The 26079-nt window shown below is 65.4% G+C and carries 28 protein-coding genes; 14 read left to right on the top strand and 14 right to left on the bottom strand.

Translation table 11 applies throughout. The annotated features are described in order from the left end of the window. The first annotated feature begins 234 nt into the window (after positions 1-234). The 6 genes from mutM to NTCA1_RS05015 all read left to right on the top strand — a co-directional run bounded on the left by mutM (position 235) and on the right by NTCA1_RS05015 (position 6272). Positions 235-1047: a bifunctional DNA-formamidopyrimidine glycosylase/DNA-(apurinic or apyrimidinic site) lyase gene (gene mutM / locus NTCA1_RS05040; protein WP_159828909.1), complete on the top strand. Its 813-nt coding sequence runs from the start codon at positions 235-237 to the stop codon at positions 1045-1047. Between the two features lie 215 nt (positions 1048-1262). Next, positions 1263-1526, top strand: coding sequence for a 30S ribosomal protein S20 (rpsT, locus tag NTCA1_RS05035; RefSeq protein WP_086493903.1), 264 nt, complete (start codon positions 1263-1265; stop codon positions 1524-1526). A gap of 885 nt (positions 1527-2411) precedes the next feature. Then, positions 2412-3860 carry a chromosomal replication initiator protein DnaA gene (gene dnaA / locus NTCA1_RS05030; protein ID WP_086493904.1) on the top strand — a complete coding sequence of 483 codons (1449 nt, stop codon included), beginning with the start codon at positions 2412-2414 and terminating at the stop codon, positions 3858-3860. Positions 3861-4131: 271 nt separating this feature from the next. After that, a complete protein-coding gene (locus NTCA1_RS05025) occupies positions 4132-4986 on the top strand; it encodes a GGDEF domain-containing protein (protein ID WP_159828906.1) in 855 nt (284 codons plus the stop codon). 54 nt (positions 4987-5040) lie between these two features. Beyond that, positions 5041-5490: a DUF983 domain-containing protein gene (locus NTCA1_RS05020; protein WP_086494314.1), complete on the top strand. Its 450-nt coding sequence runs from the start codon at positions 5041-5043 to the stop codon at positions 5488-5490. Continuing rightward, the gene (locus NTCA1_RS05015) at positions 5487-6272 is read left to right on the top strand and encodes a HesA/MoeB/ThiF family protein (RefSeq protein ID WP_159828903.1); all 786 of its coding nucleotides are present in this window, start codon (positions 5487-5489) and stop codon (positions 6270-6272) included. The genes NTCA1_RS05020 and NTCA1_RS05015 overlap by 4 nt, the downstream gene beginning before the upstream one ends. On the opposite strand, the gene NTCA1_RS05010 is transcribed toward NTCA1_RS05015, so the two are convergent. Both NTCA1_RS05010 and NTCA1_RS05005 read right to left on the bottom strand, forming a co-directional pair. Next, positions 6251-6586, bottom strand: coding sequence for a GFA family protein (locus NTCA1_RS05010; protein ID WP_159828901.1), 336 nt, complete (start codon positions 6584-6586; stop codon positions 6251-6253). The two genes, NTCA1_RS05015 and NTCA1_RS05010, sit on opposite strands and share 22 nt — an antisense overlap. Next, the gene (locus NTCA1_RS05005) at positions 6583-7296 is read right to left on the bottom strand and encodes an NAD-dependent deacylase (RefSeq protein ID WP_159829022.1); all 714 of its coding nucleotides are present in this window, start codon (positions 7294-7296) and stop codon (positions 6583-6585) included. The genes NTCA1_RS05010 and NTCA1_RS05005 overlap by 4 nt, the downstream gene beginning before the upstream one ends. Before the next feature lie 36 nt (positions 7297-7332). Here NTCA1_RS05005 and dapB point away from each other — a divergent pair, with 36 nt between their 5' ends. From dapB to NTCA1_RS04990, 3 genes are read left to right on the top strand one after another with little or no spacing between them, the layout of a single operon-like run. Further along, positions 7333-8061 (top strand): 4-hydroxy-tetrahydrodipicolinate reductase, encoded by a 729-nt coding sequence (dapB, locus tag NTCA1_RS05000; protein WP_159828898.1) that lies wholly within the window; start codon positions 7333-7335, stop codon positions 8059-8061. After that, positions 8058-8717, top strand: coding sequence for an endonuclease III (gene nth / locus NTCA1_RS04995; RefSeq protein ID WP_159828896.1), 660 nt, complete (start codon positions 8058-8060; stop codon positions 8715-8717). The genes dapB and nth overlap by 4 nt, the downstream gene beginning before the upstream one ends. Positions 8718-8732: 15 nt before the next feature. Beyond that, the gene (locus NTCA1_RS04990; protein WP_159828894.1) at positions 8733-9140 is read left to right on the top strand and encodes a hypothetical protein; all 408 of its coding nucleotides are present in this window, start codon (positions 8733-8735) and stop codon (positions 9138-9140) included. Between the two features lie 123 nt (positions 9141-9263). Here NTCA1_RS04990 and NTCA1_RS04985 read toward each other — a convergent pair whose 3' ends face one another. Both NTCA1_RS04985 and dapE read right to left on the bottom strand, forming a co-directional pair. Continuing rightward, positions 9264-10583 (bottom strand): dicarboxylate/amino acid:cation symporter, encoded by a 1320-nt coding sequence (locus NTCA1_RS04985; protein WP_159828892.1) that lies wholly within the window; start codon positions 10581-10583, stop codon positions 9264-9266. A 323-nt stretch (positions 10584-10906) separates the two neighbouring features. Further along, positions 10907-12037: a succinyl-diaminopimelate desuccinylase gene (dapE, locus tag NTCA1_RS04980; RefSeq protein ID WP_086494195.1), complete on the bottom strand. Its 1131-nt coding sequence runs from the start codon at positions 12035-12037 to the stop codon at positions 10907-10909. Positions 12038-12373: 336 nt separating this feature from the next. Here dapE and NTCA1_RS04975 point away from each other — a divergent pair, with 336 nt between their 5' ends. Further along, positions 12374-12838 (top strand): cupin domain-containing protein, encoded by a 465-nt coding sequence (locus tag NTCA1_RS04975; RefSeq protein ID WP_159828890.1) that lies wholly within the window; start codon positions 12374-12376, stop codon positions 12836-12838. Between the two features lie 16 nt (positions 12839-12854). Here NTCA1_RS04975 and NTCA1_RS04970 read toward each other — a convergent pair whose 3' ends face one another. The 8 genes from NTCA1_RS04970 to rpmH form a co-directional block, all read right to left on the bottom strand. After that, on the bottom strand, positions 12855-13517 hold the full coding sequence (locus NTCA1_RS04970; protein WP_086494184.1) for a glutathione S-transferase family protein: 663 nt from the start codon (positions 13515-13517) through the stop codon (positions 12855-12857). A gap of 208 nt (positions 13518-13725) precedes the next feature. Next, positions 13726-14727 (bottom strand): inorganic phosphate transporter, encoded by a 1002-nt coding sequence (locus NTCA1_RS04965; RefSeq protein WP_086494185.1) that lies wholly within the window; start codon positions 14725-14727, stop codon positions 13726-13728. 16 nt (positions 14728-14743) lie between these two features. Continuing rightward, positions 14744-15880, bottom strand: coding sequence for a DUF47 family protein (locus tag NTCA1_RS04960; protein WP_086494186.1), 1137 nt, complete (start codon positions 15878-15880; stop codon positions 14744-14746). A gap of 264 nt (positions 15881-16144) precedes the next feature. After that, positions 16145-16786: a ribosome biogenesis GTP-binding protein YihA/YsxC gene (gene yihA, locus NTCA1_RS04955; RefSeq protein WP_086494187.1), complete on the bottom strand. Its 642-nt coding sequence runs from the start codon at positions 16784-16786 to the stop codon at positions 16145-16147. An 8-nt stretch (positions 16787-16794) separates the two neighbouring features. Next, positions 16795-18555, bottom strand: a complete 1761-nt coding sequence (gene yidC / locus NTCA1_RS04950) for a membrane protein insertase YidC (protein WP_086494188.1) — start codon at positions 18553-18555, stop codon at positions 16795-16797. A 59-nt stretch (positions 18556-18614) separates the two neighbouring features. Continuing rightward, positions 18615-18860, bottom strand: coding sequence for a membrane protein insertion efficiency factor YidD (gene yidD, locus NTCA1_RS04945; protein WP_201282418.1), 246 nt, complete (start codon positions 18858-18860; stop codon positions 18615-18617). Then, positions 18857-19261, bottom strand: coding sequence for a ribonuclease P protein component (gene rnpA, locus NTCA1_RS04940; protein WP_159829018.1), 405 nt, complete (start codon positions 19259-19261; stop codon positions 18857-18859). The genes yidD and rnpA overlap by 4 nt, the downstream gene beginning before the upstream one ends. Positions 19262-19476: 215 nt before the next feature. Continuing rightward, on the bottom strand, positions 19477-19611 hold the full coding sequence (gene rpmH, locus NTCA1_RS04935) for a 50S ribosomal protein L34 (protein ID WP_086494189.1): 135 nt from the start codon (positions 19609-19611) through the stop codon (positions 19477-19479). Positions 19612-19944: 333 nt separating this feature from the next. On the opposite strand from rpmH, the gene NTCA1_RS04930 reads away from it, so the two are divergent. Then, positions 19945-20187: a hypothetical protein gene (locus NTCA1_RS04930; protein WP_159828888.1), complete on the top strand. Its 243-nt coding sequence runs from the start codon at positions 19945-19947 to the stop codon at positions 20185-20187. A gap of 16 nt (positions 20188-20203) precedes the next feature. Here the strand turns inward: NTCA1_RS04930 and NTCA1_RS04925 are convergent, their stop codons facing one another. Then, the gene (locus tag NTCA1_RS04925) at positions 20204-21337 is read right to left on the bottom strand and encodes an acyltransferase (RefSeq protein ID WP_159828886.1); all 1134 of its coding nucleotides are present in this window, start codon (positions 21335-21337) and stop codon (positions 20204-20206) included. Between the two features lie 110 nt (positions 21338-21447). Further along, positions 21448-22248, bottom strand: coding sequence for an alpha/beta hydrolase (locus tag NTCA1_RS04920; protein ID WP_159828884.1), 801 nt, complete (start codon positions 22246-22248; stop codon positions 21448-21450). Positions 22249-22432: 184 nt separating this feature from the next. Between NTCA1_RS04920 and NTCA1_RS04915 the strand changes: the two genes are divergently transcribed. From NTCA1_RS04915 to NTCA1_RS04905, 3 genes are all read left to right on the top strand, one after another. Next, positions 22433-23941 (top strand): YifB family Mg chelatase-like AAA ATPase, encoded by a 1509-nt coding sequence (locus tag NTCA1_RS04915; RefSeq protein WP_159828882.1) that lies wholly within the window; start codon positions 22433-22435, stop codon positions 23939-23941. 63 nt (positions 23942-24004) lie between these two features. Beyond that, positions 24005-24991 (top strand): hypothetical protein, encoded by a 987-nt coding sequence (locus tag NTCA1_RS04910; protein ID WP_159828879.1) that lies wholly within the window; start codon positions 24005-24007, stop codon positions 24989-24991. 55 nt (positions 24992-25046) lie between these two features. Continuing rightward, a complete protein-coding gene (locus NTCA1_RS04905) occupies positions 25047-25931 on the top strand; it encodes a DMT family transporter (RefSeq protein WP_159828876.1) in 885 nt (294 codons plus the stop codon). Positions 25932-26079 lie beyond the last annotated feature (148 nt).

The raw sequence follows: 26079 nt of genomic DNA, 5'->3' as shown, positions 1-26079 counted from the left end.
TGCAGGGGGATCATCCCCCTGCACCCTGGTACTGTCGAGGTCGTGCCCTGCCTATGCCTCGTGCGCTCATGGCTGCGTCGAGAGACTTATTGGCTGCGCCGCACGGAGCGCGGGACGGATGGGCTGGGTGCAAGGTCGCCATTTTGAGGGTCTGGGGGATCTCCTGAGTTTATCGAAGGGCCCTAGGACTTCCCCTTTTTCTTCTCCTCCCCACCCCCTATCTCCCCTTCCAAGATGCCAGAACTTCCCGAAGTAGAAACCACCGTCCGCGGCCTCGCGCGCTATCTGGAGGGCGAGCGGATCGCCCGCGTCACCCTCAACCGGCCGGACTTGCGTCGTCCCTTCCCGCCCGATCTGGTGCAGGTGCTCACCGGCGCGCGGGTCACGGCGATGGGCCGCCGCGCGAAGTACGGCCTTGTTCATACCGACCGCGCGCAGACCATGGTGTTTCACCTCGGCATGTCCGGTCGCTGGCGGATCGAGCCGGAGAAGCCTGAGAAGCACGACCATCTCGTGATCGAGACCGGCGCGGGCCACGTTCTTGCGCTCAACGACGCGCGCCGGTTCGGCTCGGTCGATCTGGTGCCGACGGCCATGCTCGATGCGTGGGGACCTTTTGCGGCGCTCGGGCCCGAGCCGCTGGGCGAAGGGCTGACCCCGGCGCACCTGAGGGCGGCGCTGGCGGGACGAATCGCGCCGATCAAGCAGATGCTGCTCGACCAGTCGGTGGTGGCAGGTCTCGGCAATATATATGTCTGCGAGGCGCTTTTCCGCGCAGGCATCCGGCCGGACAAGGAAGCCGGGCTGGTGAGCCTGCCCGCCTTGCGCAAGCTGGTCCCGGCGATCCGCGACGTCCTGTCCGAATCGATCGCGGCGGGCGGTTCGACGATCCGCGATTACGCCCAGCCCAATGGGGAGCTGGGATATTTCGCGACCGCCTGGCAGGTCTATGGGCGAGAGGGGCAGGACTGCTCCTGCGGCGCGCCGGTCCGGCGATTCGCGCAGGGTGGGCGGAGTACGTTCTGGTGCTCCCGCTGCCAGAGGTAGCGGCCAAAGGATGGGATAGCCCGCGCGGGGCTTGAGCGTCGCCGCTCTGCGGCAGAAAACCCAGAAATAGGCGGTTTGGCGCGGCCCTGCCGGGTTGACGGAATGCCGCCACACCGCTAAGGGGCGCGCTTTCCGGCGAGTCCGCTCGCCTAGAGATTCGATCAGGCAATTGGGCCGCCATCACCGCTGTGGGGGGGCCAGACAGAGGAAATTCGATGGCCAATACGCCGCAAGCCCGCAAGCGCATCCGCCGTAACGAGCGCCGCGCGGAGATCAATACGAACCGCATCAGCCGCATCCGCACCTTCCTGAAGAAGGTCGAGACCGCGATTGCCGGTGGTGACAAGGGCGCCGCTTCGGCCGCTCTGAAGGAAGCCCAGCCCGAGCTGGCCCGCGGCGTGGCCCGCGGCGTGCTTCACAAGAACACCGCTTCGCGCAAGATGTCGCGTCTCACCAAGCGCGTCGCCGCGCTCGGCTGATTTCGGCAGGCGCGCCTTACAGGGCGCGCCCGACCGCAAGGCACCGGCCCGCGCCGCTATCTGAATTCCCGCCTTCTGCGGCGAGATTTCAGATAGCGGCGCGGGCCGCGCCCGTTTCGGGCCTCTCGCCTTCCTCAGACACGATTCGCGGAAAACGAAGAAGGGCCCGTAAGCGGAATGCCGCAAGGCCCCGCACGCGCTTCCAGAGCGCCGTAGCACCATCAGTGCCTTCCTGGAGATCATCGATAGCGATTCGCAGATGCGATTCGCGCTCGGCCCATGCCCAGCCAAGACCCAGACTTCGGCGGACGCGGTACGTAACGGGAACGTTTCTAGCGACTCCCCGGAGGCTAACGCCGGCCTTTGCGCAGGCCTCCGGCCAGCGCCCGAGGCAAAGTCACGGAAACGTTGCGATTCGCAATCGGCGCTTTCGCGGCATCGCGGTAAACATCTGTTTTTATGGTACAATTTTCGATCATGACGGAAATTGGGCACTCAGGGCGAGTCAACAGCGATAATTTTTTTTATTTGGGGAGTGCCGTCTTGCACCACGGCCAAACCCGTTTCTAAAAGAGTCCACAGGCCGTAGCGGAACTGGCCGGGGAACATCGACAGCGACGAAAATCCTGCTGCAAGCACACTTGCAGTCGAGGGTCTTTTTGTCCGCGTTTTCTCTGGATCGAATGGTCGCTTCCATCGGGATTCACCCCGGAGGAGCACCGGTTCCACGCACGGCATTCAACTTTCGCGGCCCGCTGGGCCACATTCGGGGTAGCTGCCAACCTAAGGGGAGTTGGTCCAGTGTCAGGTTCAACAGCGGGCCGGTCTCCGGCAAGTCAGGGCGCAAACGGCGTGATTAAGAAATCGAAGGCGGTACGAGTGGCGATGGAAGAGGATCAGGAAGCCGTGAATCTGGCGGCAGACTGGGCTGACATCAGCCAGGGCCTGCGCAAGGACCTCGGCCAGCAGGCGCACAGCCAGTGGATCAAGCCGATCCAGCCGGGCAACTACTGCAAGGAAACGGGGACGCTCGACCTCTACCTGCCCACCGAGTTCTCCGCGAACTGGGTCGCCGACCGTTTCGCCGACCGTCTCTCGCTGGCCTGGAAGATCGCCCGCCCCGACGTGCGCCATGTCCGCATTCTCGTGCATCCCGGCCGCCGTCAGCTGCCCGAGCTGCGCTTGGGCAGCGGCGGCCGTCCCTCGAGCGCGCCTGCCAACGATTCGGCCCAGAGCTGGTCGAAGGAAAACATTGCCGATCCGATCTCCGCAGTGCTCCAGGGCGAGGCTTTCGCCGCGCTCGGCCAGGGCCCGGTCGGCATCGACGCCTCGCAGACCTTCACCTCCTTCGTGACCGGCCAGAGCAACGTGCTCGCCTGCAACGCCGCGCAGCGCATGGCCGCCACCGAGACGCCGCAGTTCTCGCCGCTCTACCTCAAGGGCGCGACCGGACAGGGCAAGACCCACCTGCTGCACGCGATCGGCCACGCCTACCTCGCGAATCATCCGCATGCCCGGATCTTCTACTGCTCGGCCGAGCGCTTCATGGTCGAATTCGTCCAGGCGCTGCGCCAGAACCAGATGATCGAGTTCAAGGCGCGCCTGCGCGGCTTCGACCTGCTGCTGGTGGACGATATCCAGTTCATCATCGGCAAGGCTTCGGCGCAGGAAGAACTGCTCTACACGATCGACGCCCTGCTCCAGGAAGGCAAGCGCCTGGTCTTCGCCGCCGACCGCGCCCCCCAGGCGCTCGACGGTGTCGAACCGCGCCTGCTCTCGCGCCTGTCGATGGGTCTCGTCGCCGATATCCAGCCCGCCGACATCGAACTGCGCCGCTCGATTCTCGAAAACCGCCTCGGCCGCTTCGCTTCGGTCGACGTGCCTTCGGACGTGATCGAGTTCCTGGCCCGCACCATCAACCGCAACGTGCGCGAACTGGTCGGCGGCCTCAACAAGCTGATCGCCTATGCCCAGCTGACCGGCCAGGCCGTCTCGCTGCAGCTGGCCGAAGAGCAGCTTACCGACATCCTCTCGGCCAACCGCCGCCGCATCACCATCGACGAGATCCAGCGCACGGTCTGCCAGTTCTACCGCATCGACCGCACGGAAATGAGCAGCAAGCGCCGCGCCCGCGCCGTCGTGCGCCCGCGCCAGGTCGCCATGTACCTCGCCAAGGTGCTGACGCCGCGCTCCTACCCCGAGATCGGCCGCAAGTTCGGCGGACGCGACCACTCGACGGTGATCCACGCCGTGCGCCTCATCGAGGAACTGCGCAGCCGCGATGCCGACATGGACGGCGACGTCCGCTCGCTTCTGCGCCAGCTGGAATCCTGATTCTATTGCGGCACCGGGTTGAGTCTTTGTTGAGTACGCTCGTCACATCCGTGACGAGCTAGCGGCACCGGCCCACGCCCCCACCCGACCTCCCATCTAGGATACACTCGTGGGAGGTCGGGTGGGGGCGTGGGCCGGTGCCGCTAAAATCCGCCTGCGGCGGATTTTCAAACAACCTCCCGGCATGGAAAATTTTAACCACTGAATAAGCCGAGTGCTGTAGTCTCGCGGTGTCCGGGTACTGTCCGCCCGACCGAAGAGGCACTTCCCGATGCGCTTCTATCAGGCCACTGCTTTCCTTTTTCCCCGCCGTTACGAATGGCGTCTGCTGCTCGTCTGCTTCGCCGCGGTCCATGTGCCGCTGCTCGCCTGCATCGCCTATCAAGGCGTGACGGGGCAGTGGGAGCCGGTCACGCTGCTGGTCCTGCTCGCCGCCACATTGCTCGGCACGCTGCTCGGCCTTGCCGCGATTCGCGCCCTGCTCAGCCCGATCGCCGCCGCCACCCAGATGCTGCGCGCCGTACAGGCGGGCGAGCGTGTCGGCATGGTGCCGATCGGCAACGAGGATCTGGTCGGACGCCTGCTCCACGGCGTGGCCGTGGCCGCCAACGAATCGGCTGCCCGGATCGAGCGCCTGATAGAAGTCTCGGAGCGCGACGAACTCACCGGCCTGCGCAACCGGCGCGGTTTCCTCGATTCGGCGCGCCGCCAGTTGGGCGATGGGCGCAACGCGGTCTTCGCGATGGTCGATATCGATCGCTTCAAGGCCATCAACGACCGTTTCGGCCACGCCACCGGCGATGCCCTGCTGCGCGAAGTGGCGCTGCGGCTGGAGCACGGCGTGCGCCGTTCGGACGTGGTCGCGCGCTGGGGCGGCGAGGAATTCGCGATCCTTTTCCCCGATACCCTGCTGGAAGAAGCCCGCGTCGTCATGGAGCGGCTGCGGGCCAGCATCGCGCTCGATCCCACCTTGCGGGGCGACGAATGGCCGGTGACGTTCTCCTGCGGCCTCGCGCCGGTGCGCAATTACACCCATCTCGAAAACGCCACCCGCAATGCCGACAGCGCGCTCTATGCCGCCAAGAACGGCGGGCGGAACCGGGTGCAGATCTCCCGCGACGAATAGGAACCGTGCCCGCGCGCTTGCTCCTGCCGGTGCCTATGCTGTAGGCCAAGGCCCATGAGTCCCGCCCTTCCCGCAGCCTATTCGCAAGCCGCCCTGCGCGGCATTCGCTGTCGCTGCCCGCGCTGCGGCGAAGGCCGCCTGTTCCGCAAGTGGCTGAAGCCGCTGGAACGCTGCCCGGTCTGCACGCTGGACCTCACCCCGCAGCGGGCCGACGACTTCCCGGCCTATATCGCCATGATCGTCACCGGCCACCTCATGGCGCCGCTGATCATCGCCCTGTCCAAGGACTTTCACCTCGGCGTGGCGGCGATGTTCGCAATCCTGGTGCCGCTGGCCGTGGCGATGATGATCGGCATGCTCCAGCCCGCCAAGGGCGCGGTGATCGCCACCCAGTGGTGGTTCGGCATGCACGGCTTCCGCAAGGAACGCCTGCCCGAAGCCGAAAGCGCGGAAACTGCCCCGAAAACTGCTGGGGAAACCGCCGGAAAAACGGGACGCGAATGAGCCTCTCGCCGGAACGACTGCAGCGCTTCGCGCGTCACATCGTGCTGCCCGAAGTGGGCGGCGCCGGGCAAGTGGCACTGGCCGATGCCCATGTCGTGCTTGTCGGCTGCGGCGGGATAGGCAGTCCTGCCCTTCAATATCTCGCCGCAGCCGGCATAGGACGGCTGACGCTGATCGACGACGACACGGTGGACGCCAGCAATCTGCAACGCCAGACGATTTATTCGCCATCTGATATCGGCAAGCCCAAGGCGGAAGCGGCGGCCGAATGGGTGCGGCGCTTTGATCTTGGCCTTGAGGTTCTGCCAAACGTAACGCGTCTCGGGGGTGACAACGCGGCAGAGATTCTCTCCGGCGCGAGCGTGGTACTGGACGGGTGTGACAACTTCGCGACTCGGCTACTGGTGTCAGATTCCTGTGTGAAACTCGGCATTCCCCTCACCTCTGCGGCGGTTGGCCGCTTTCAGGGCCAGGTCGCCAATTTTGCCGGACACCTGCCGAATCAGGCCTGCTATCGCTGTTTCGTGGGTGATGCCTTCGACGCGCAGGACTGCGACACTTGCGCGGCGGACGGCGTGCTGGGGGCCATGGTCGGCATGGTCGGCACGTTCGCGGCGATGCACGCGATGCGCGTGCTGCTGGACGGCAAGGCGGCGCTGGGCGTGCCGCAATACGGCACGCTCCATCTGATCGACGGCATGGCGCCGTCGATGCGGCCGCTCAAGATCGCCAAGGACCCCGGCTGCCGCGCCTGCGGGGCTCAGGCCCTCGCGCCGTCGTAAGCGTAGCGGCGCAGACCGGCGAGAAGGTCCGGCGCGAACAGGCGCATGTTCACGCCCATGCGGTCCTGCGCCGGATCGACCGGGCTCCAGTGCGTCGTGCAGCCGCAGTGCGGGCAGTGCCAGAAGGTCAGCACCCTGTCCCCGGTCTGATAGCCGACGCGTTCCCCCTCGATCCGCAGCTTCGCCGGGCTGTGATAGGACCACAGCGCCCCCAGCCTCCGGCAGACCGAGCAGTTGCAGTCGCAGACCTCATGCGGCGTATCCGCGAGTTCCAGCGTGACCGCGCCGCAATGGCAGCTTCCCCGGTGGATCATGGGCGAAGCATCTCGTCCACCCATGCCGTGACCAGCTCGGTCGCCGGGCCGTGGCGGGCCTCGTCGAACCACGAGGTACCTTGCGAGGGTTCGAGGTTCAGCTCCAGCGTCTCCGCCCCGAATTCCCGCGCATTGCGCACGAAACCGGCGGCAGGATAGACCGCGCCCGAAGTGCCGATGGAGACGAACAGGTCCGCCCGCTCCAGCGCTTCGAAAATCTCGTCCATGCGATAGGGCATTTCTCCAAACCAGACGATATCGGGCCGCAGCGCCGCCGCGCCGCATGCCGGACAGGCCGGGCGGTCGATCAGCGATCCCGTCCAGCGTGAGCGTTCATCGCAGGCCATGCACCAGGCATTGAGATGTTCACCATGCATATGGAGCACGCGATTCGCTCCCGCACGCTCGTGCAGGTCATCGACGTTCTGCGTGACGATCAGCAGTTCGCCCGGCCACGCACGGTCGAGCCTTGCCAGCGCGTGGTGGGCGGCGTTGGGCGCCTTGGTCTGGATCGCCTCCCGCCGCATGTCGTAGAAGCGCAGCACCAGATCGGGATCGCGGGCGAAAGCCTCGGGCGTCGCCACGTCTTCGACGCGGTGCTGTTCCCACAGCCCTCCGCCCCCATCTTTGGCGTCTCGAAAGGTGTCGATGCCGCTTTCGGCGCTTACGCCCGCGCCGGTGAGGATGACGATGTTGCGGATGTCCTTCATCCCGGCCATGAGACCAGCCTTCAACGGAGACGGCAAGTGGCACGAATCGGAATTATCGGCAGCGCGGGACGCATGGGTCAGGCCATCGCAGAGGCCATCATGGCGGCAGGCGAAACGCTTTCCGGCGGCGTGGGCCGCGACGGCGATCTTGGCGCGCTGGCCGCGCATTCGGACGTGCTGATCGACTTCTCCAGTCCCACCGCGCTCGAAGCCAATCTCGATGCCGCCGTGGACGCGGGCATTCCCATCGTGGTCGGCACCACCGGCCTTGAGGAACGCCACCACTGGCTGATCGATTCGGCCGCGCAGCACATTCCCGTGCTCCAGACCGGCAATACCTCGCTGGGCGTCACCTTGCTCGCCCACCTCGTGCGCGAAGCCGCCAGCAAGCTGGGCGAAGACTGGGATATCGAGATCGTCGAGACCCATCACCGCATGAAAGTGGACGCCCCCTCCGGCACCGCCCTCCTCTTGGGCGACGCCGCCGCCAAAGGCCGCGAAGTCAGCCTCGCCGAAACCGCCGTGCGCGGCCGCGACGGCATCACCGGCAAGCGCGAGGCGGGCACCATCGGTTTCGCTGCTCTGCGCGGCGGCACCGTGGCAGGCGACCACACCGTCCACTTCCTGGGCGACAACGAGCGCCTCTCCTTCTCGCACCTCGCCGAAAACCGCACGATTTTTGCCAAGGGCGCGGTCAAGGCGGCGCAGTGGCTCACGCACAAGCACGCCGGTCGCTACACCATGCCCGAGGTGCTGGACCTTTGAACAAGGCCGAGATCTTCGAATTCTTCCGCCGTCTCGCCGAGCTCAACCCCTCGCCCGAGACGGAGCTGGAATTCGGCAACAACTACCAGCTGCTGGTTGCCGTGGTGCTTTCCGCGCAGTCGACCGACGTGGGCGTCAACAAGGCCACCCGGGCGCTGTTCCGCGACGTGAAGACGCCCGCGCAGATGGTCGAACTGGGCGAAGAGGGCCTGAAGCAGCACATCAAGACCATCGGCCTGTTCAATGCAAAGGCCAAGAATGTCATCGCGCTCTCTGAAATCCTCGTCGCACGCTACGACGGCGAAGTGCCGGAAGACCGCGACGCGCTGGTCGAACTGCCCGGCGTCGGCCGCAAGACTGCCAATGTGGTGATGAACTGCGCTTTCGGAGCGGAAACCTTCGCGGTGGACACGCATATCTTCCGCGTCGGCAACCGCACCGGCATCGCCAAGGGCAAGACGCCGCTGGCGGTCGAAAAGCAGCTCGAAAAGCGCGTGCCGCAGCCCTTCCGCGTCGGATCGCACCACTGGATGATCCTGCACGGACGCTACATCTGCAAGGCGCGCACGCCCGAATGCTGGCGCTGCCCCGTCGTTGACTTGTGCGACTACAAGGAGAAGGTTCTGGAGAAGGGCACCGCTCGCAAGGCTGCCTGATCGGGAGGATGTCCCATGATCCACCACTACGCGGTCCGCCGTCACTTCGCCTTCGTCGCCGTGCCACTCGTGCTGGCCGCCTGCTCCCAGCAGGACGCCAAACCGCCGCCCCCGGTCAGCCCCGCCGCCGAAGCCGTCGGCCCTGCGCAGGACTGCCTGTCGCTCGCCCAGTTTTCGAACACGCGCATCCGCGATGACTGGACCATCGATTTCATCGGCGGCGCCGGTAACCGCGTCTGGCGGGTAACGCTGCCCAATCGCTGCTCCGGGCTCAAGTCGGCGGACAGCTTCACTTACGCGACGTCGCTCTCGCAGCTTTGCCGGCAGGATATCGTCTATCCGCTGATGCGGGTAGGGAACGGCTTCCAGCGCGGCGGCGGGTGCGGGCTGGCACAGTTCACGCCGGTGAAGCTCAGCCAGTAGCGCCTTTCCGTTCTTGCCCCCTCGTCACCCGCGAGCAGGCGAAGCCGACGCGGCAATCCAGAGCCGCGCAGAGCCGCCCTGAATTGCTTCGCTACGCTCGCGGGAATGAGCAGACTGCCCGCCTTAGCTCTCGTACTGCTCGGGATCGACATTCAGCCCAGCCCGACCGTGCGACGACGTGCGCGTCGGCGCATGGGGCATTTCCTCGTCGGGATCGACCAGCGGCTGGAGCATGCCCTCGCTGCGGGTGATCACTGCCGTGGCCACGGCATTGCCCACCACGTTGGTGGCCGAGCGGCCCATGTCGAGGAAGGTATCGATGCCCAGCAGCAGGGCAATGCCTTCCACCGGCAGGCCGAACTGCGTCAGCGTCGCGGCGATCACCACCAGGCTGGCGCGCGGCACCCCGGCGATGCCCTTCGAGCTGACCATCAGCGTCAGCAGCATCAGGATCTGCGTGCCGATCGGCACATGGATGCCATAGGCCTGCGCGATGAAGATCGACGCGAAGCTCATGTAGATCATCGAGCCGTCGAGGTTGAAGCTGTAGCCCAGCGGCAGGATGAAGCCCGAGATGCGGCGTGGCACGCCGAAGCGGTCGAGCTGCTCGAACAGCTTGGGCAGGCTCGCTTCCGACGATGCGGTGGAGAACGAGAGCAGCAGCGGCTCGCGGATATAGCGGAACAGGGTGACGATCCGCCCGCGCAGGAACACGCCGCCGACCAGGAACAGCAGCACCCAGAGCAGCAGCATCGCGAAGTAGAACTCGCTGACGAGCACGCCGTAGGTGACGATGATGCCGAGGCCCTGCTTGGCGATCACGCTGGCGAGCGCGCCGAATACCGCGAAAGGCGCAAAGCGCATCACGTATTCGGTGATCTGCAGCATCAGTTCGGACAGCGCCTCGCTGACCTTGACGATGATCGCGCCCTTCTCGCCGATGGCGGTCAGGCCGACGCCGACAAAGACCGAGAACACCAGGATCTGGAGGATGTTGTTTTCCGCCATCGACTGGACGGCGCTGCTCGGGAAGATTTCGAGGATGAAATGGCGCAGCGTCAGCTCGCCCATTTCCAGCTTGCCGAGGTCGTCACCCGTCGCCAGTCCCGCGCCGACACCCGGCTTGAACAGGTTCACCAGGATCAGGCCGAGGCCGAGCGAGATCAGGCTGGCGGTAATGAACCAACCCAACGCCTTGCCGCCGATCCGGCCGAGCGCCGCGCTGTCGCCCATGCCGGAAATGCCGGTGACGATCGTCGCGAAGACCAGCGGCGCGATGATCATCTTGATCAGCTTCAGGAAGACGTCGGGCAGGAGCTTGAAGTAGTCGGCCCATTGCACAAGGCGCGGATCGTCCGCCGGAATGGTCGCATGCAGCAGCCAGCCCGCGGCGATGCCCAGCACCATGCCGATAATGATATAGAGCGTCAGGCGCCTGCCCATTCCCACCTCGCAATAAAATTGCCGGGGAGACTAACAGCGTGACCCGTCCGGTCAACGTCGGCGCGTGGAGTTTCCGTCAGCTTTCGGTCGGGGGTGGAGTCTGTTTGAAAATCCGCCGCAGGCGGATTTTGGCGGCACCGGCCCGAGTCTTTGTTGAGTGCGCCTTCGACATCCGTCGAAGGCTAGCGGCACCAGCCCACGCCCCCACCCGACCTCCCACTAGCGTATCCTGATGGGAGGTCGGGTGGGGGCGCCTATAAGACTCGGGGGCTGGTGCCGCTAGCTCGTCATGGATGTGACGAGCGCACCCGACAAAGACTGTTTCAGGCCGAGCGCAGCGCCGCTTCCGTCACCCGGCGATAGATACGCGCCAGTACATCGAGATCGGGGATCGCCACGGCCTCGTCGCGCTTGTGCATCGTCGCGTTCGACAGGCCGAACTCGATGACGGGCGAAAGGTCCTTGAGGAACCGCGCGTCGGAGGTGCCGCCGCTGGTGGAAAGCTCCGGCTCCACGCCGGTTTCCGCGCGGATCGCCTCGGCCAGCATCGCCGAGAAGGCGCCCGGCTGGGTCAGGAAGGCTTCGCCCGAGATCACCGGACGGGCCTTGCCGCCGTGGCGCTCGGCAATCTCGGTGACGCGGCGCGACAGGCTCTCACCGGTGTGCAAGTCGTTGAAGCGGATCGAGATGCGCGCCGACGCCTTCGCCGGGATCACGTTCGTCGCCGGATTGCCGACGGTGAGGTCGGTCACTTCGAGGTTGCTGGCCTGGAACCAGTCGGTGCCCTCGTCCAGCACGATGGCGTCGAGTTCGGCGAGCATGGCGACCAACCTGGTGATCGGGTTGTCGGCCAGGTGCGGATAGGCGACGTGGCCCTGCACGCCCTCCACTTCCAGCCAGATGTTCACCGATCCGCGGCGGCCGATCTTCATCATGTCGCCCAGGCGGTGGACCGAAGTGGGTTCGCCGACCAGGCAGAGATCGGGAATCGCGCCCGTTTCACGCATGTGATCGATCAGCGCCAGCGTGCCGAAACGCGCCGGACCTTCCTCGTCCCCGGTGATCACGAAGCTGATCGTGCCTGCATCCGCCGGGATCTGCGCGGCGGCGGCGACCATGGCGGCGATCGAGCCCTTCATGTCCACCGCGCCCCGCCCATAGAGCAGCTCGCCGCGCACTTCCGGTTCGAACGGCGCGCTGGTCCAGCCCTCGCCCGGCGGCACGACATCGAGGTGCCCGGCAAAGGCGAAATGGCGCGAACCTTCCGGCCCCTTGCGGATCGCGAAGAGATTTTCGACCGGACCGTCGGGTGCCTCACCCGCCAGGAAGCGATGCACCGCGAAGCCCAGCGGCGCGAGCTGGCCTTCCAGGCAATCGAACACCGCGCCCGTGGCCGGGGTAACGCTCGGGCAGGCGAGCAGGGCTTGGGCGAGGGCAAGAACGGTTTCGGTCATGACGCGGGCCATTGCACAGGACCACGCGCAAGACCATAGCCGTGGCATTAGGGCGTAAACTCCTAAATGGCACCATCGAGGCGCCCGAATGGCGAACAGCTCGGGCCGAAGGGGCCGCCGGGCGGGCTGGTTGCCCGTCCAAGGTCGCTTCGGTTCGAGATGGAAGCCATTCGGGCGTCCCTTCGGGATTTGACCAAAATGGCCCAGCGCTGCGTCGGCAGGACTTGAAATATCGACATATTCCATCGTCCTGCCTTCTTGCGCTGAGCCATTTTGCCTCAAACCTCGATGGTGCCATTTAGGAGTTTACGCCCTAGGCTAGCGAGGGAGTGAACCATGCCCAGACTGGATATCGAGGCGATCCCGCAGTCCAACCGCACCGGCTATCCGGCGCCCTTCGACGCCGCCGTGGCGGGCCGCTGGTGGCGGCGCCTGGCCCCGGCCGGCGGGCTTACCGAGATGGGCGCGAGCCATGTCGTGCTGAAGCCCGGCGCCTGGTCGAGCCAGCGCCACTGGCACGACGACGAGGACGAACTGCTCGTCATGCTTTCGGGCGAGGCCGTGCTGGTGGAGGACGATAGCCGCACCGCGATCCGCGCGGGCGACGTCTGCGCCTGGCCCAAGGGCGTCGCTGTCGGCCATCACCTGATCAACGAGAGCGACGCCGACTGCGTCTTCGTGGCGATCAGCGCAGGCAACCGCGAGGGCAGCGGCGCCTATTCCGACATCGACATGAAGTTCGACGGCGACGGCTACTATCACAAGGACGGCAGCCCCTACCCCACCGAACGCATGCGTTGAGAGGAGCGCGTTCCTTTTACCTGATCGGCGTTTCGTACTGCTCGATCACCCAGTCTTCGGCCTCGGCGGCGTTGATCCACTGCTGCATCCATTCGTGCTCCCACACTGCCTGCATATAGGCCTGTGCGAAGCCGGGTACGCCGATGCCATACGTGAGGAAGCGGCTGACGACGGGAGCGTAGATAACGTCGGCCGCGCCGAAAGTGCCGAACAGGAACGGACCGCCCTTGCCGAAACGCGCCCGCGCTTCCGCCCAGAGCGTGAGAATGCGCACGATATCGGCGCGCACGTCCTCGCCCAGGGAAACGGTTTCCACGCGGTTGCGGATGTTCATCGGGCATTCGCGGCGCAGGGCCATGTAGCTGGAATGCATTTCCGCCACCATCGAACGCGCCATGGCCCGCGCGGCATCGTCCTTTGGCCAGAACCGGTCGCGCCCGACCTTGTCCGCGAGATATTCGATGATGGCGAGGCTGTCCCAGACCACGGCATCGCCGTCCCACAGGATCGGCACTTTGCCGTGGCTCGGCGCGAGGTCGTCCGAACTGCGCATGGCTTCCCAGTCGTCACCGAACAGGGGAACGGTGATCTCCTCGAAGGCCAGGCCCGACTGCTTGCAAGCCAGCCAGCCGCGCAGCGACCAGCTCGAGTAGTTCTTGTTGCCGATGATGAGCTTCACTGCGCATTTCCCCGTAGGCTAAGGATCGGGCCTATCGGTTCAGCTTCGCAAAGTCGAGAATGAACGGTGGGTTTTCTGTTCGGCCTGAAGGCCGTAAGCGGCACCGGCCCACGCCCCCACCCACCACCCGCAGGATACTACCGTTGGGTGGTGGGTGGGGGCGTGGGCCGGTGCCGCTAGCCATTCGCGGATGCGAATGGCGCACCCATCAAAAGAGTCTCGTCAGTTCGAAGAACAGGGCGCCGACGACGGCGCTCGCCGGAATGGTCACGAACCAGGCGACGATCACGCGGCTCGCCACCGACCAGCGCACCGCGCTGGCGCGGCGCGCGGCGCCGGTGCCGACCACGGCGCCGGTGATGGCATGGGTGGTCGAGACCGGAATGCCCATGGCGCTGGCGCCGAAGACCACGATCGAACCCGCCGTGGAGGCGCAGAAGCCCGAGTGGTGGTTGAGCTTGGTCAGCTTCGAACCCATGGTCTTGATGATCTTCCAGCCGCCCGAAAGCGTACCGATCGAGATCGCCGCATAGCAGGACAGCACCACCCATTCGGGAACGTGGAAGCCGCCCTGAAGGTGTCCGGTGGAATAGAGCAGCACGGCAATGATGCCCATCGTCTTCTGCGCATCGTTGCCGCCGTGGCTGATCGAATAGGCCGCCGATGAGAACAGGTGCAGCGTCTTGAAGATCGAGTTCGAGGCGCGCGGCGTCGTGCCTCGGAAGATCCAGGACGTCAGCAGCATCATGAACATGGCAATGATGAAGCCCAGCACCGGCGAGGCGACGATAGCGATCACCGTCTTCATCGTGCCTTCCGATTCCACCACGCCCGGCCCTGCCGCGGCTATCCCCGCGCCCAGCAGCCCGCCGATCAGCGCATGGCTGGAACTGGAGGGGATGCCCTTGATCCAGGTAAGGACGTTCCAGAACATCGCGCCCACCAGGGCCCCGAACACCACGGCGGGGGTCACGGCATCCTTGTCGATGATGCCCTTGCCCACCGTCTCGGCGACATGGAGGCCCATGATCCAGTAGGCCGCGAAGTTGCCGAGCGCGGCGAACAGCACGGCCACGACCGGCGAAAGCAGGCGCGTGGCGACGACGGTGGCGATCGCGTTGGCCGCGTCGTGAAGCCCGTTGAGAAAATCGAAGGCCAGCGCGAGCGCGACGAGGCCGATCAGCAGCGGCAGTGCGAGCGTATGATCCATGACTGCGGGCCGCCGGTCAGGCGTGGTCGATCACGAGACCGTCGATCTCGTTCGCGATGTCCTCGAAGCGGTCGACAACGCGTTCGAGGCGGCGGAACATTTCCTGGCGAACGATGAAGTGCAGCGCATCGCCGCCGGTATCCGCCTTGAACACACGCTTGAGGCCGGCCGCGTGGATCTCGTCGGCATGGCCTTCCATGCGCACGAGACGCTCGGTCAGTTCGTGCAGGCGGTGGCCGTTGTCGGCGATCTTGCGCACGAGCGGCATGATCTCCGCCGTCAGGCGCGCGGCATCGACGATGATCGCCGCCATGTCGATCATTTCCGGCTCGAATTCGGTAACCTCGTAGAGGTTCACCGCATTGGCGACCTGCTGCATCTCGTCGATGGCATCGTCCATCGTGGTGATGAGGCTGGTGATCGAGGAACGGTCGAACGGCGTCAGGAAAGTGCGGCGCACCGTCTGTAGCACTTCGCGGGTGATCTCGTCGGCGTCATGCTCGCGCTCACCCACTTCGCGGATGTGCTGCGCGCGGCCGGGGCCGCCCTGCGCCAGGCGGGCAAGCGCATCGGCACCGGCCACCAGCGTGGCGGCCTGACGCTCGAACAACTCAAAGAAGTCGCCCTGCTGCGGCAGCAACTTCTGGAACCAGGCAAACATTGTATTGATCCCTGTCTTGTCGGCCATCCGGTCGGCCACCGCGCCGATAAGGCGGGCGGGACTGGCGGCGACGCGAAACTCGCGCGCGCCGAACGAACGGATCAGCGCGCGAAGGTCCTCTTCGTCGACCGCCTTAGCGGCGTCGGCCATCGAGAACCAGCGGCGTTCGCGCTGATGCTGTTCGTCCCAGGAGTCAAGTTCCTCGGTGACCGCAAAGGGAAATACATCCACATCCGCCCAGACCGAGGCGCCGGAAGCGCGGGTCTTGCGATAGCGATAGGAGCCCAGCGGGATCGGACAGGCGGCGCCGCGCACCCCGGCTTCTTCTTCCGCCTCGACCGCGGCAGCCGCGTGGGGCGGAAGGCCCTTCATCAGGCCGCCCTTGGGAATCACCCAGCGCCGCGTCTGGCGCGAGGTGATCAGAAGGATCTGGATCGGCGCATCGACCGAAGGACCGGTGGCGCGATAGGGAAGAACGGCAATCTGGCGCATGGCGAGACTCCTTCTTCTCATTGGCGCGACCGTGGGCCTCTAGGGGAACCTTCACCGTCACGCAATCGTCACATTCGCGGTTTTGCGGATGTTTCCCGCAAGGTAGGCACATGGCCCCGCGCCGCCTTGGGCAAGTTTCGGAATTCAAATGGGAAAAGCGTCGATCAAGACGATCCGTGCGAGGCCTTCGGGCACCCGGCGCAAGCGACGCGGCCCAATTCGCCGCCCCCTACCAGAGAGCGGCAAAATGAGGAATCTCGAAGATCAGATCAGCGAATCGGCCAGAACCGCCGCCCGCAGTTCGGCAATGCCGAGACCCTTCTCGGATGAGGTGATGTGGACTTCGGGGAAGGCGGCCGGATGCTTGCGGGCTTCGGCGATGGTCTCGGCATGAACCTTTTCCAGTTCGCTTGCCTTGATCTTGTCCGCCTTGGTCAGGACGATGCGATAGCCGACGGCGGATTCGTCGAGCATCTTCATCATCTCGGCATCGACGTCCTTTACCCCGTGGCGCGAATCGACCAGCAGCAGGGTGCGCTTGAGCACCACGCGGCCGCGCAGATAGTCGCGCACGAGGCGCCGCCAGGTTTCCACCACCTTGGGCGGCGCCTTGGCGAAGCCGTAGCCCGGCATGTCGACGAGGCGGAACTGCATCGGCTCGCCCACCTCGAAGAAGTTCAGTTCCTGCGTGCGGCCCGGCGTCACCGAAGTGCGGGCGATCGACTTGCGGCCCGTCAATGCGTTCAGCAGCGACGACTTGCCGACGTTGGAACGTCCGCAGAAGGCGATTTCCGGCGCATCGGGATCGGGCAGGAACTTGAGCGCAGGCGCGCTTTTCAGGAACGTTACCGGTCCCGAAAAGAGCTTGCGCGCCTGCTCGATCAGTTCAGCCTGTTCTTCTTCCATGACGTGTCTCAGGCCTTGCTCTTGCGCTCTGCGGCGCGCGCCTTGTCCTGCGCGTCCTTCTTGGCCTGTTCCCGCAGCTGCGGATGGCGGCTGTAGAGGAACTGCTGCTGGGCGATCGTCAGGAGGTTCGAGGTGATCCAGTAGACCAGCAGGCCCGATGCGAACGGCGCCATGATGAACATCATGAACCAGGGCATCAGTGCGAAGACCTGCTGCTGGGCCGGGTCCATCTGGGCCGGGTTCAGCTTGAACTGGAAGTACATCGTCACGCCCAGGAGCAGCGCGAGCACACCGATGGCCAGGAAGCTGGGCGGCGTGAACGGCAGCAGGCCGAACAGGTTGAGGATATGCAGCGGATCGGGCGCCGAAAGGTCCTTGATCCACAGCACGAAGGGCTGGTGGCGCATCTCGATCGCCAGCATCAGCACCTTGTAGAGCGCGAAGAACACCGGAATCTGCAGGAACATGGGCAGACAGCCGGCGAGCGGGTTCACCTTCTCCTGCTTGTACAGCGCCATGATCTCAAGCTGCTGCTTCTGCTTGTCGTCCTTGTAGCGTTCCTGGATCGCCTTCATCTTCGGCTGGATCGCGCGCATGGCGGCCATCGAGGCGAACTGGCGCTGGGCGACCGGGAACATGATGCCGCGCACGATCACGGTGAGCAGGATGATGGCGACGCCGAAGTTGCCGACCAGGCTGAACAGCTTGCTCAGCAGCCAGAAGATCGGCTTCTCGAACCAGCGGAACCAGCCCCAGTCGATCGCGAGACCGAAGTTGGCGATGCCCTGCGCCTCATAGGCGTCGAGCACCTTGTGCTCCTTGGCACCTGCGAAGAGCTTGGTTTCGCGGGTCAGGCTCTGGCCTGGCTGGATCACCGACTTGTCGTAGACGACGTCGGCGCGGAAGATGCCGCTGCCCTGCGAGCGGAACGTGCCCTGGGCCTTGGCGTTGACGGGAATGACGGCCGACATCCAGTAGACGTCGGTGAAACCGATCCAGTCGGCATTGCCCGGCTGCGGCATCGAGCCGTCCTTGGCCAGCGCATCGTACTTCGGACCGAACGTGACCGAACCGTCGAAAGCGCCGATGCCGCCGGTGCGCAGCGTCCAGGCATAGGCAGCCGCGGTACGGTCGGTACGGTTGACGAGCGCGAAAGGCTGCACCGCCACCGCGCCGCTGCCGCGGTTCTGGATCTGCTGGTCGGCGGTGATCAGGTAGTTGTCATCGACCTTGAGCGTGATCGAGAAGATCTGGCCCTGGCCGTTGTCCCAGGTGAGCACGACCGGCGTGGCGGGCGTGAGCTTCGCACCCTGCGGGGCGGTCCACACCGTCTGCGCGGTGGGCGCGGCAATGCCTTCGCCCACCCAGCCGAACTGGGCGTATTGCTGCGCCGGGGTTCCCGAGGGCGAGAACATGCGCACCGGGCCGGAGTTCTTCTCCACGGTTTCGCGGTGACGGTTGAGGACAAGGTCGTCGAGCAGCGCGCCGGTCAGGTTGATCGAGCCGGAAACGCCCGGCGCGACGATCGGCACGCGTCCGGGAGCGGCCAGCGCGGACTTGAGGTCCTTCTGCTCCAGCGCCAGGTCGGCCGCATCGCGCAGACCGCCTTCGCGGGTGGGCTTGCCCGCGGCATCTGTTGCCGGAGCGGTCTGCTCGACCGGCTGCGGCTTGTTCGCCTGCGGATAGAAGTACCCGACCCCGGCTTCCCAGCCGAAGAGCACGAGCGCGGTCAGGACGACCGCGATTATTATGTTGCGCTGCTTATCCACGAAGGCCTTTTCCTGTCGTATTAGCGTCAGTGGCAGCGACGTGGCTGCCCCGTTTCATCTCAGTCGGGGACCGGATCGTAACCGTGCCCGCCCCAAGGCTGGCAGCGCAATATACGCTTGAACGCCAGCCAGCCACCCTTAATCGCACCATGCTTGCGGACCGCCACGATGGCATATTGCGAGCAGGATGGAGAATAGCGGCAAGTCGGCGGCATGATCCGCGAGGGTCCAAGCTGCCAGGCCCGTGCCACGGCGATCAGCAGCAGCCCCGGCACGGATGCGATGAGGGCCAGCGCCTTCTTCACCGTTTCGCCGCCTTGCCGCCGCCCGGCCCGCGCTTGCGGCCGCGATGATTGCGGGGCGGATCGCCCTTCCCCGCCTGCGCCCGCTCCAGCGCCGCCAGCAGTTCGCCCCGCAGCAGCGTGAAATCGCGCTCGACGCCGTTTTCGCGCCCGATCAGCACATGGTCGGTATCGACCAGGCCATGTTCGGGCAGCAATTCGCGCAGCAGCGCCCGAAAACGCCGCTTCATGCGGTTGCGCACCACGGCATTGCCGATCTTCTTGGTGACGGTAATGCCCGCGCGCATGCCCTGCCCGCCATTGGCCTTCGCCAGGAGCACGAATCCGGGACGCGCGACTCGAAGACCGGCATTGGCCGCAACAAAGTCGGCCCGCTTGGTCATCGTGGCGTAAGTGCAGGTCATTTCGGTCACAGATAGGATCGAGGGTCGCCGATCACAAATGGCGCGTCACGCCAGCTTGCGGCGATCCCGGCATGTTTTCGCCCGAGACAAATAATGCCAGAAGGCAGATCATGCCCATACGACGGCGGCCCGTGCCGCCACCCGAATCCCCGAAAGAGAGGGGAACTCGGATGGCGGCACGGGCCGTGCCGCATCCAGCCGTGAGGCTGAAAGACTTAGGCCGAAAGCTTCGAACGGCCGCGAGCGCGGCGCGCACGAAGCACCTTGCGGCCACCGACAGTCGCCGTGCGGGCGCGGAAGCCGTGACGGCGGGCGCGAACAAGGCGGCTGGGCTGGAAAGTGCGCTTCATGACGGTCCTCGAAAATCAAATGCGGCCCCGAAGGACCCGATCAAACAGGGCCGCCCGAAGAGGTCGACCGCAAAACAGAAGCGCGCCGTTACTGGAGCGGCGCTGGAGAGTCAAGGCAAAGGCATATCGGAAGGCCATCGCTGCAGCGCCGGTTAGCCCAGCCGTGTCCCCCTCGCCACAGCTTTTTCGGCCGACGTCTCCCAATACGCCCCTTAGTACCCCCAATGCCCACTCCGGCCCACCCGAGGGCGCCGCCACAAGCGCTTCCGGCCATGCTAGCATTGCGGCCGAAGGCCGGATTCCGGCGGCAGAAACACTGGGTGCAAGAGTCCGATGGCGAAGGAAGACGGTATCGGCGTATTGGTAGGATGGTCGTCTCGCGACCTCGGCCCCAACATGATGCTCGAACTCCAGACTTTCGAAAAGGACCGCTGGGATTCGGGAGACGAGCCGGAAATCGTGCGCCTGTTTCTGACACGCAGCCAAGCGGCCGTTCTGGCGAATCACCTGCTTCAGGTCAGCGGTACGCAGCGGCCACCCCGGCGCCGGGGCTGGCTGGCATCGCTTTTCCCATAACACAGCCGATTCGCCGTCAGGCGGCAGCGCCCGCATCGCGGCTCGGCAGCTGACTAGCCGGTCCGCCAGAGGAAGCCCGGCGAATGAATTGCCCGCCGAGCTTCAACAGCGGACGCTCGACGAGGGCATGGACGGCAAGACCGACAAGGCAGGCCAGCAGAACGACCGGCACCACCAGCAGATACTGGGGAATCCCGGCAACAGCGTCATGTCTCAGCAGCAGCCCATAGCCCATCAATACGAAGGCGTGGCTGAGGTAGAGCGCATAAGAAGCGTCCCCCAACGCAACTGCCATGCGCGTCAGCTGCCCCTTGAGGTCCGGCATGGCAAGAAGCCCGGCAACGATCGCCAGCCCCGCCACGCCCCAGGTCGCGACTCGCGCCACGCCTTCCAGACCATGCGTATTGTCATGCGGAACGAGAAGAGGCGCGCCATGCATCAGGATCAGCCCGAAGAGCACCAGCATGGCTGCTGGCCAAGTACCGCAAAGTCGCGCCTTCAGTGTCGGATAAAGCCATGCCAGACCCAGTCCCATGAGAAATTCGAGGGGAATCGGATCGGTGAGGAAGTCGCGCAAGGATGAGGACGGCAGGCCCAGCGCGAGCAGCGGCATTGCGGCCAGAGTCACACCCATGCCCACCAGCGCCGCCTTGCGGCTCTGCGCCAGGAGGCAGAGCGCGAAGACAAGGTAGAAATACATCTCGTAGACCAGAGTCCAGGCCACCCCGATGATAGGCTGCCCACCCGGCATGAGGGCAAGCGCCGTCAGCACGTCGCCAAACGACAGCACGCGCGATCGCAGGAAGCCCATGGCCATGAGCGAAAGCATCGCCAGACAGGCCAGCCAGTAGAGCGGATAGATGCGAATCGCCCGCCTTTGCAGGAATGCGGCAGCGGAAGGCATCGTCCGAGTGTTCCCGGAACTGGCCCCAAAGCAGGTATGCGCCATGATGAAGCCGCTGATGACGAAGAACACATCGACCCCGCCCGCGCCTGCCGTGGTCAGCCAGTCCGGGCTGAACGATCCCGGCATGCCGCCCGAGGTTTCCAGTGCGTGGTGCAGAACCACGCAAACGGCCGCCAGGGCCCGCGCGATCTGCAGTCCGGCCAGAGGGGAAGCCCTGAAGCCAATCGTGCCCTCCCCGATCATGCGAGCCACCCGGTAAGGCGCCGGCCCCCTGCCCGCGCAACGGATCGATCATGGGGCCTTCGTCAGGCCATCTTCAAAGGAAAGTGCATCCGTTATCGTTGCGAAAGGCATTATCGTTGGGAAAGCGTCACGCGCGTCTTCGGCCAGCCGGGCATTCTGTCCAGACTGACCCAGCGCGCCATTTCCTCGGCACCGAACCAGCGCGCCGATTCGAAGGGAATCGCGTTCGTCATCGCGTAGAAGGCGCGGGCCTGCGCCGCGTCCATGCCCATCTGCTGGTAGTAATCGAGGTAGCGGCGGTTTTCCGGCGCGTTCGGCGCGTAATCGCGCGGAGTACGCCCGGTGTCGTCGAGCCAGGCATGGACCGCGAATTCCGAGCCGGGATCGGCGTAGCGCAGCCGCCCCGCCAGGAACAGCTCGACCGCCCCGGACCGCACCGATCCGCCCGCCGGAACGTGCGTCACGATACCGCGCGCCCTTATCATCCTGCCGAGACGCAAGTTGGCAAGATCGTCCTCCGTTCCGGGACACTCGATCATCTCGAGTTCGGATACATCGGGAAAATCGCGCAGGAGCGCGGCAAACTGTTCGGGGCTACGCGAATCGGTGGCATCGACGAGCGCGGCATGGGCGGCGTCGATCACGCGGAACGGGCCGTAGCTTGCGATGCCGCGCGGCACGCTTGCGGGTGCGGACTGCCAGAACGCGGCCTGCTCCGCATAGCTCGACTCGACATAGCTCGATTCGGCATAGCTGGGCTCAGCACGGCCCGGCTGCAGACGATCGGCACCCGGCGCGAAATCCCCGGCATCGGCTTCGACCAACTCATAGGAAATCCGGCCTTCCTCCGCCCGAACGGGCAGGGCCGAAACCAGGGCGGCCAGAGCAAAAACGGAGAGGAGTGCGCGCATGTCCAAGAGATGCAGCCCATCTACTTACACAAGTCATTAGAGCTAAGGTTAAAACGCTTTAACCTACTGGACAATCCGTATTACTTACCACAATTTTGGTTATACAACGCAGTTAACGATGATCGATCGCGCATAACACCGATGGATCGCGCAAAGCCGCTCGTTCCGCCGGGAATTTCTGCAATTGGTCGCTCTCGTCTCCACTGTCGCCTACTTGGGGTTGGAAGCGCGGGCGGTTGAAGTGCAGTGTCAGATCGCGCCGGGAATGCCGGGATTCGCGCTCGTCGGCCTGCCCGACAAGGCCGTGGGTGAGAGCCGCCAGCGGGTGAGCGCGGCCCTGACCGCCATGGGTCTGGCGCTTCCGCCGAAGCGGATCACGATCAACCTCTCCCCGGCAGACCTGCCGAAGGAAGGCTCGCATTACGATCTGCCCATCGCGCTTTCGCTGCTGGCGGCCATGGGCATCGTCGATAGCGAACAGATGGCCGATTTCGTCGCGGTAGGCGAACTCGCGCTGGACGGCAGGATCATCCCCTCGCCCGGCGTGCTGCTGGCGGCGCTTCACGCCAGCGAACGCGATCTCGGCCTGATCTGTCCGGCCGCGCAGGGCAGCGAGGCCCGCTGGGCGGACGGCGTGCCCATCATCGCGACGCCCAACCTGATCAGCCTGCTCAATCACCTGAAGGGCGCCCAGGTCCTGCCGCCGCCCCAGCCGGGCCGCGCCGATCCGCCTCCGCGCGGGCCGGACCTGAAGCAGGTGAAGGGGCAGGAAGTCGCCCGGCGCGCGCTGGAAATAGCTGCGGCAGGGTCGCACAACCTGCTCATGTGCGGTCCGCCCGGTGCCGGAAAGTCGCTGCTTGCCTCCTGCCTGCCCGGCATCCTCCCCGAGCTCACCGCCGCCGAGGCACTGGAAGTCTCGATGATCGCCTCCGTCGCGGGCACGCTGGAAGATGGCCGGATCAGCCGCGCGCGGCCGTTCCGCGCCCCGCATCATTCCGCGTCGATGGCGGCGCTGACGGGCGGCGGCCTGAAAGTGCGGCCCGGTGAAGTCTCGATGGCCCATCTCGGCGTGCTGTTCCTCGACGAATTGCCCGAGTTCCAGCGCGGCGCGCTCGATTCGCTGCGACAGCCGCTGGAGGCGGGCGAAGTCACCGTGGCGCGGGCCAATGCCCATGTCACTTATCCGGCCCGGGTTCAATTGATCGCGGCCATGAACCCCTGCCGCTGCGGCCATCTCGGCGATCCGGCGCTCGCCTGCTCGCGCGTTCCCAAATGCGCCGCCGATTACCAGAGCAAGGTTTCCGGCCCCCTGCTCGACCGGATCGACCTTCATGTCGAAGTCGATCCGGTGCGCGCCGTGGACCTTGCCCTGCCGCCACCCAAGGAAGGCAGCGCCGAAGTCGCCGCGCGGGTCGCCCGTGCCCGCATGATCCAGACCGCCCGCCTGGAGGGAACCGGAAAACGCACCAATGCCGAGCTCGACGGCGACCTTCTCGAAACCCACGCCGCCCCCGACGATGCGGGCCGCAAGCTGCTGATGCAGGCCGCAGAGGCCATGCGCCTCTCCGCGCGCGGCTATACCCGCATCCTGCGCGTGGCGCGCACGATAGCGGACCTTGCCGGGGCGGATCAGATGACGCGTATACATATAGCGGAGGCGCTGAGTTACCGGCGGCGCCCTCCCAGCGCCTGACCGAGCGGACCCGCCGTGCCGCTGACGCGAAAGAATCAAAGAGCGCCAAACCGGTTCAGTTAAATGGGTTCAGCCAACCAGCTTCAGATTATTATGCTTTTCTGCGCGCAGTGGCGATGTGAGGATAAGAAAATGCATTCGATACCGTCGATCCTGCTCGCGCTGTCCACTTTGCCCTCGGGCGGGCAAGCTGCCGGAAGCGAGATGCCCGCCCCTTCGCAGTGTGCTTTGCCCGAGGGCTGGTCTCAGGTGGCCGGGCGGGGATCGCGTTATGTCGTCTTCGGGGAACTTCACGGGACACATGAGAGCCCCGCCTTCGTCGGCGATCTTGCTTGCGCGCTGGCTTCGCGGGACCGGCGCGTGCTTGTTGCGGTGGAACTGGATTCGACTATCGACGGCGCACTGCAGGAAGCATGGAAACAACCCGTATCCCGCTTCAAGCAAGCGCTCGGCGCCGCGGGATGGCAGGGCCGAAAGGACGGAGTCGGCAGCGAAGCCATGTTTGCGATGCTGGTCCGCCTGCACGCGCTCAAGGAGGCAGGCTTGCCCATCGGTGTGGCGGCCTTCAATGGCACGCGCGACGAAGCCCAGCAGAAGCGCTTCTCCGATCTTGCGGGACAAGGCCCGCACGAAGCCGCACAGGCGGAAAATATCAAAGAGGCCGCAGCCCTTGCCCGCTACGATCAGGTGCTAGTCCTGGCCGGTTCGTTTCATGCGGAGAGGGCGCGCTACGGTGAAGGCGCGAATAGCTTCGACCCGATGGCCGTTCGCCTCGCTTCCTTCGGCACCGTCACCAGCCTGAAAATGCGCTATGCGGCTGGTACCAGTTGGGACTGCAATCCGAAACCGGGGATGCGTTTCGAACCCGGACAGACCATTCCCGAAGATGCGATCGAATGCGGCAATCATCGCGCAAAGGGTGATGTCGACCTGTTCAGAGCGCCCTTCATGCAGCTCGGCGCCTTCCCGGGCGAAGATCGGGATGCCCGCTTCGACGGCTTCTTCTGGCTTGGGCCAATCAGCGGATCCCCGCCTCAAGTGCCGGAGTAGCTAATTCGCGCACTAAGGGCTTGCCGTGCGGCGCCGGGGAAGGCACCGGGCGCTGATGACCGTGTCCACCGACCGTACCGCCGTTCTTGCAGGCCTTTCCATCGTCGTGGCGCAGGCCTCGATCAACCTTGGCGCCGTTTTCGCCAAGAGCCTGTTTCCGCTCATCGGGCCGGAAGGGGTGGCGGCGCTGCGAACCGGCATTTCCGCGTTGATCCTCTTGGCCATCGCGCGTCCATGGCGCAGCCGGATCAGCGGGCGGCAATGGCGCTGGCTGCTGGTCTACGGCCTGGTTTTGGGCGGCATGAACCTGATGATCTACTGGGCCTTCCGCCGCATTCCCATCGGCATCGGCGTCGCCATCGAGATCTGCGGCCCGCTCGGCGTGGTCCTCGTCACATCGCGCTCGCTGCGCGATTTTCTCTGGCTTGCCCTCGCCCTTGGCGGGCTGGCGCTGCTGATTCCCTGGCCGGGCCGTGCCCAGCCACTGGACCTGGCCGGGATCGGCTTCGCGCTGGGCGCCGCCCTGTGCTGGGCGCTCTATATCCTCTGCGGCAAGCGCGCCGGCGAAGTGGGCAGCACCACGGCCGTCTCCATTGGCATGACCGTGGCCTGCCTCGTCACCGCGCCGTTCGGCGTGGCTTCGGCACCGGCACAGATATCGCTCCACGCGCTGGGCCTGGGCCTTGTCGTCGCGGTGCTGTCGAGCGCGCTGCCCTATATGCTGGAGATGCGAGCGATGGGGCAGCTTTCCAGCCGTATCGTCGGCCTGCTCAGTTCCATGGCCCCGGCGCTCGGCGCGATCGTGGGCTTTCTGGTGCTGGGCGAAAGACTGACGGGGCTGCAATGGCTCGCCGTGGCCATGATGATCGCCGCGAGCGCGGGTTGCTCGCTGGCCGCGAGGGCGCCGGTGGCCAAGGCCCGAGACGACGTAATGGCCTGAGGAGTCGTTTGAAAATTCGCTGAAGGCGAATTTTGCGGCACCAGCCCACGCCCCCACCCGACCTCCCACGAGTGTATCCTGATGGGAGGTCGGGTGGGGGCGTGGGCCGGTGCCGTTCAAAAATGCCCATCCGGGCATTTTCAAAAAA

Origin of the sequence: Novosphingobium sp. TCA1, assembly GCF_009811895.1 — a bacterium.
Taxonomy (GTDB): Bacteria; Pseudomonadota; Alphaproteobacteria; order Sphingomonadales; family Sphingomonadaceae; genus Novosphingobium; species Novosphingobium panipatense_A.
Note: the sequence above shows the minus strand (reverse complement) of the source record. Positions and strands in the feature narration are given on the sequence as shown.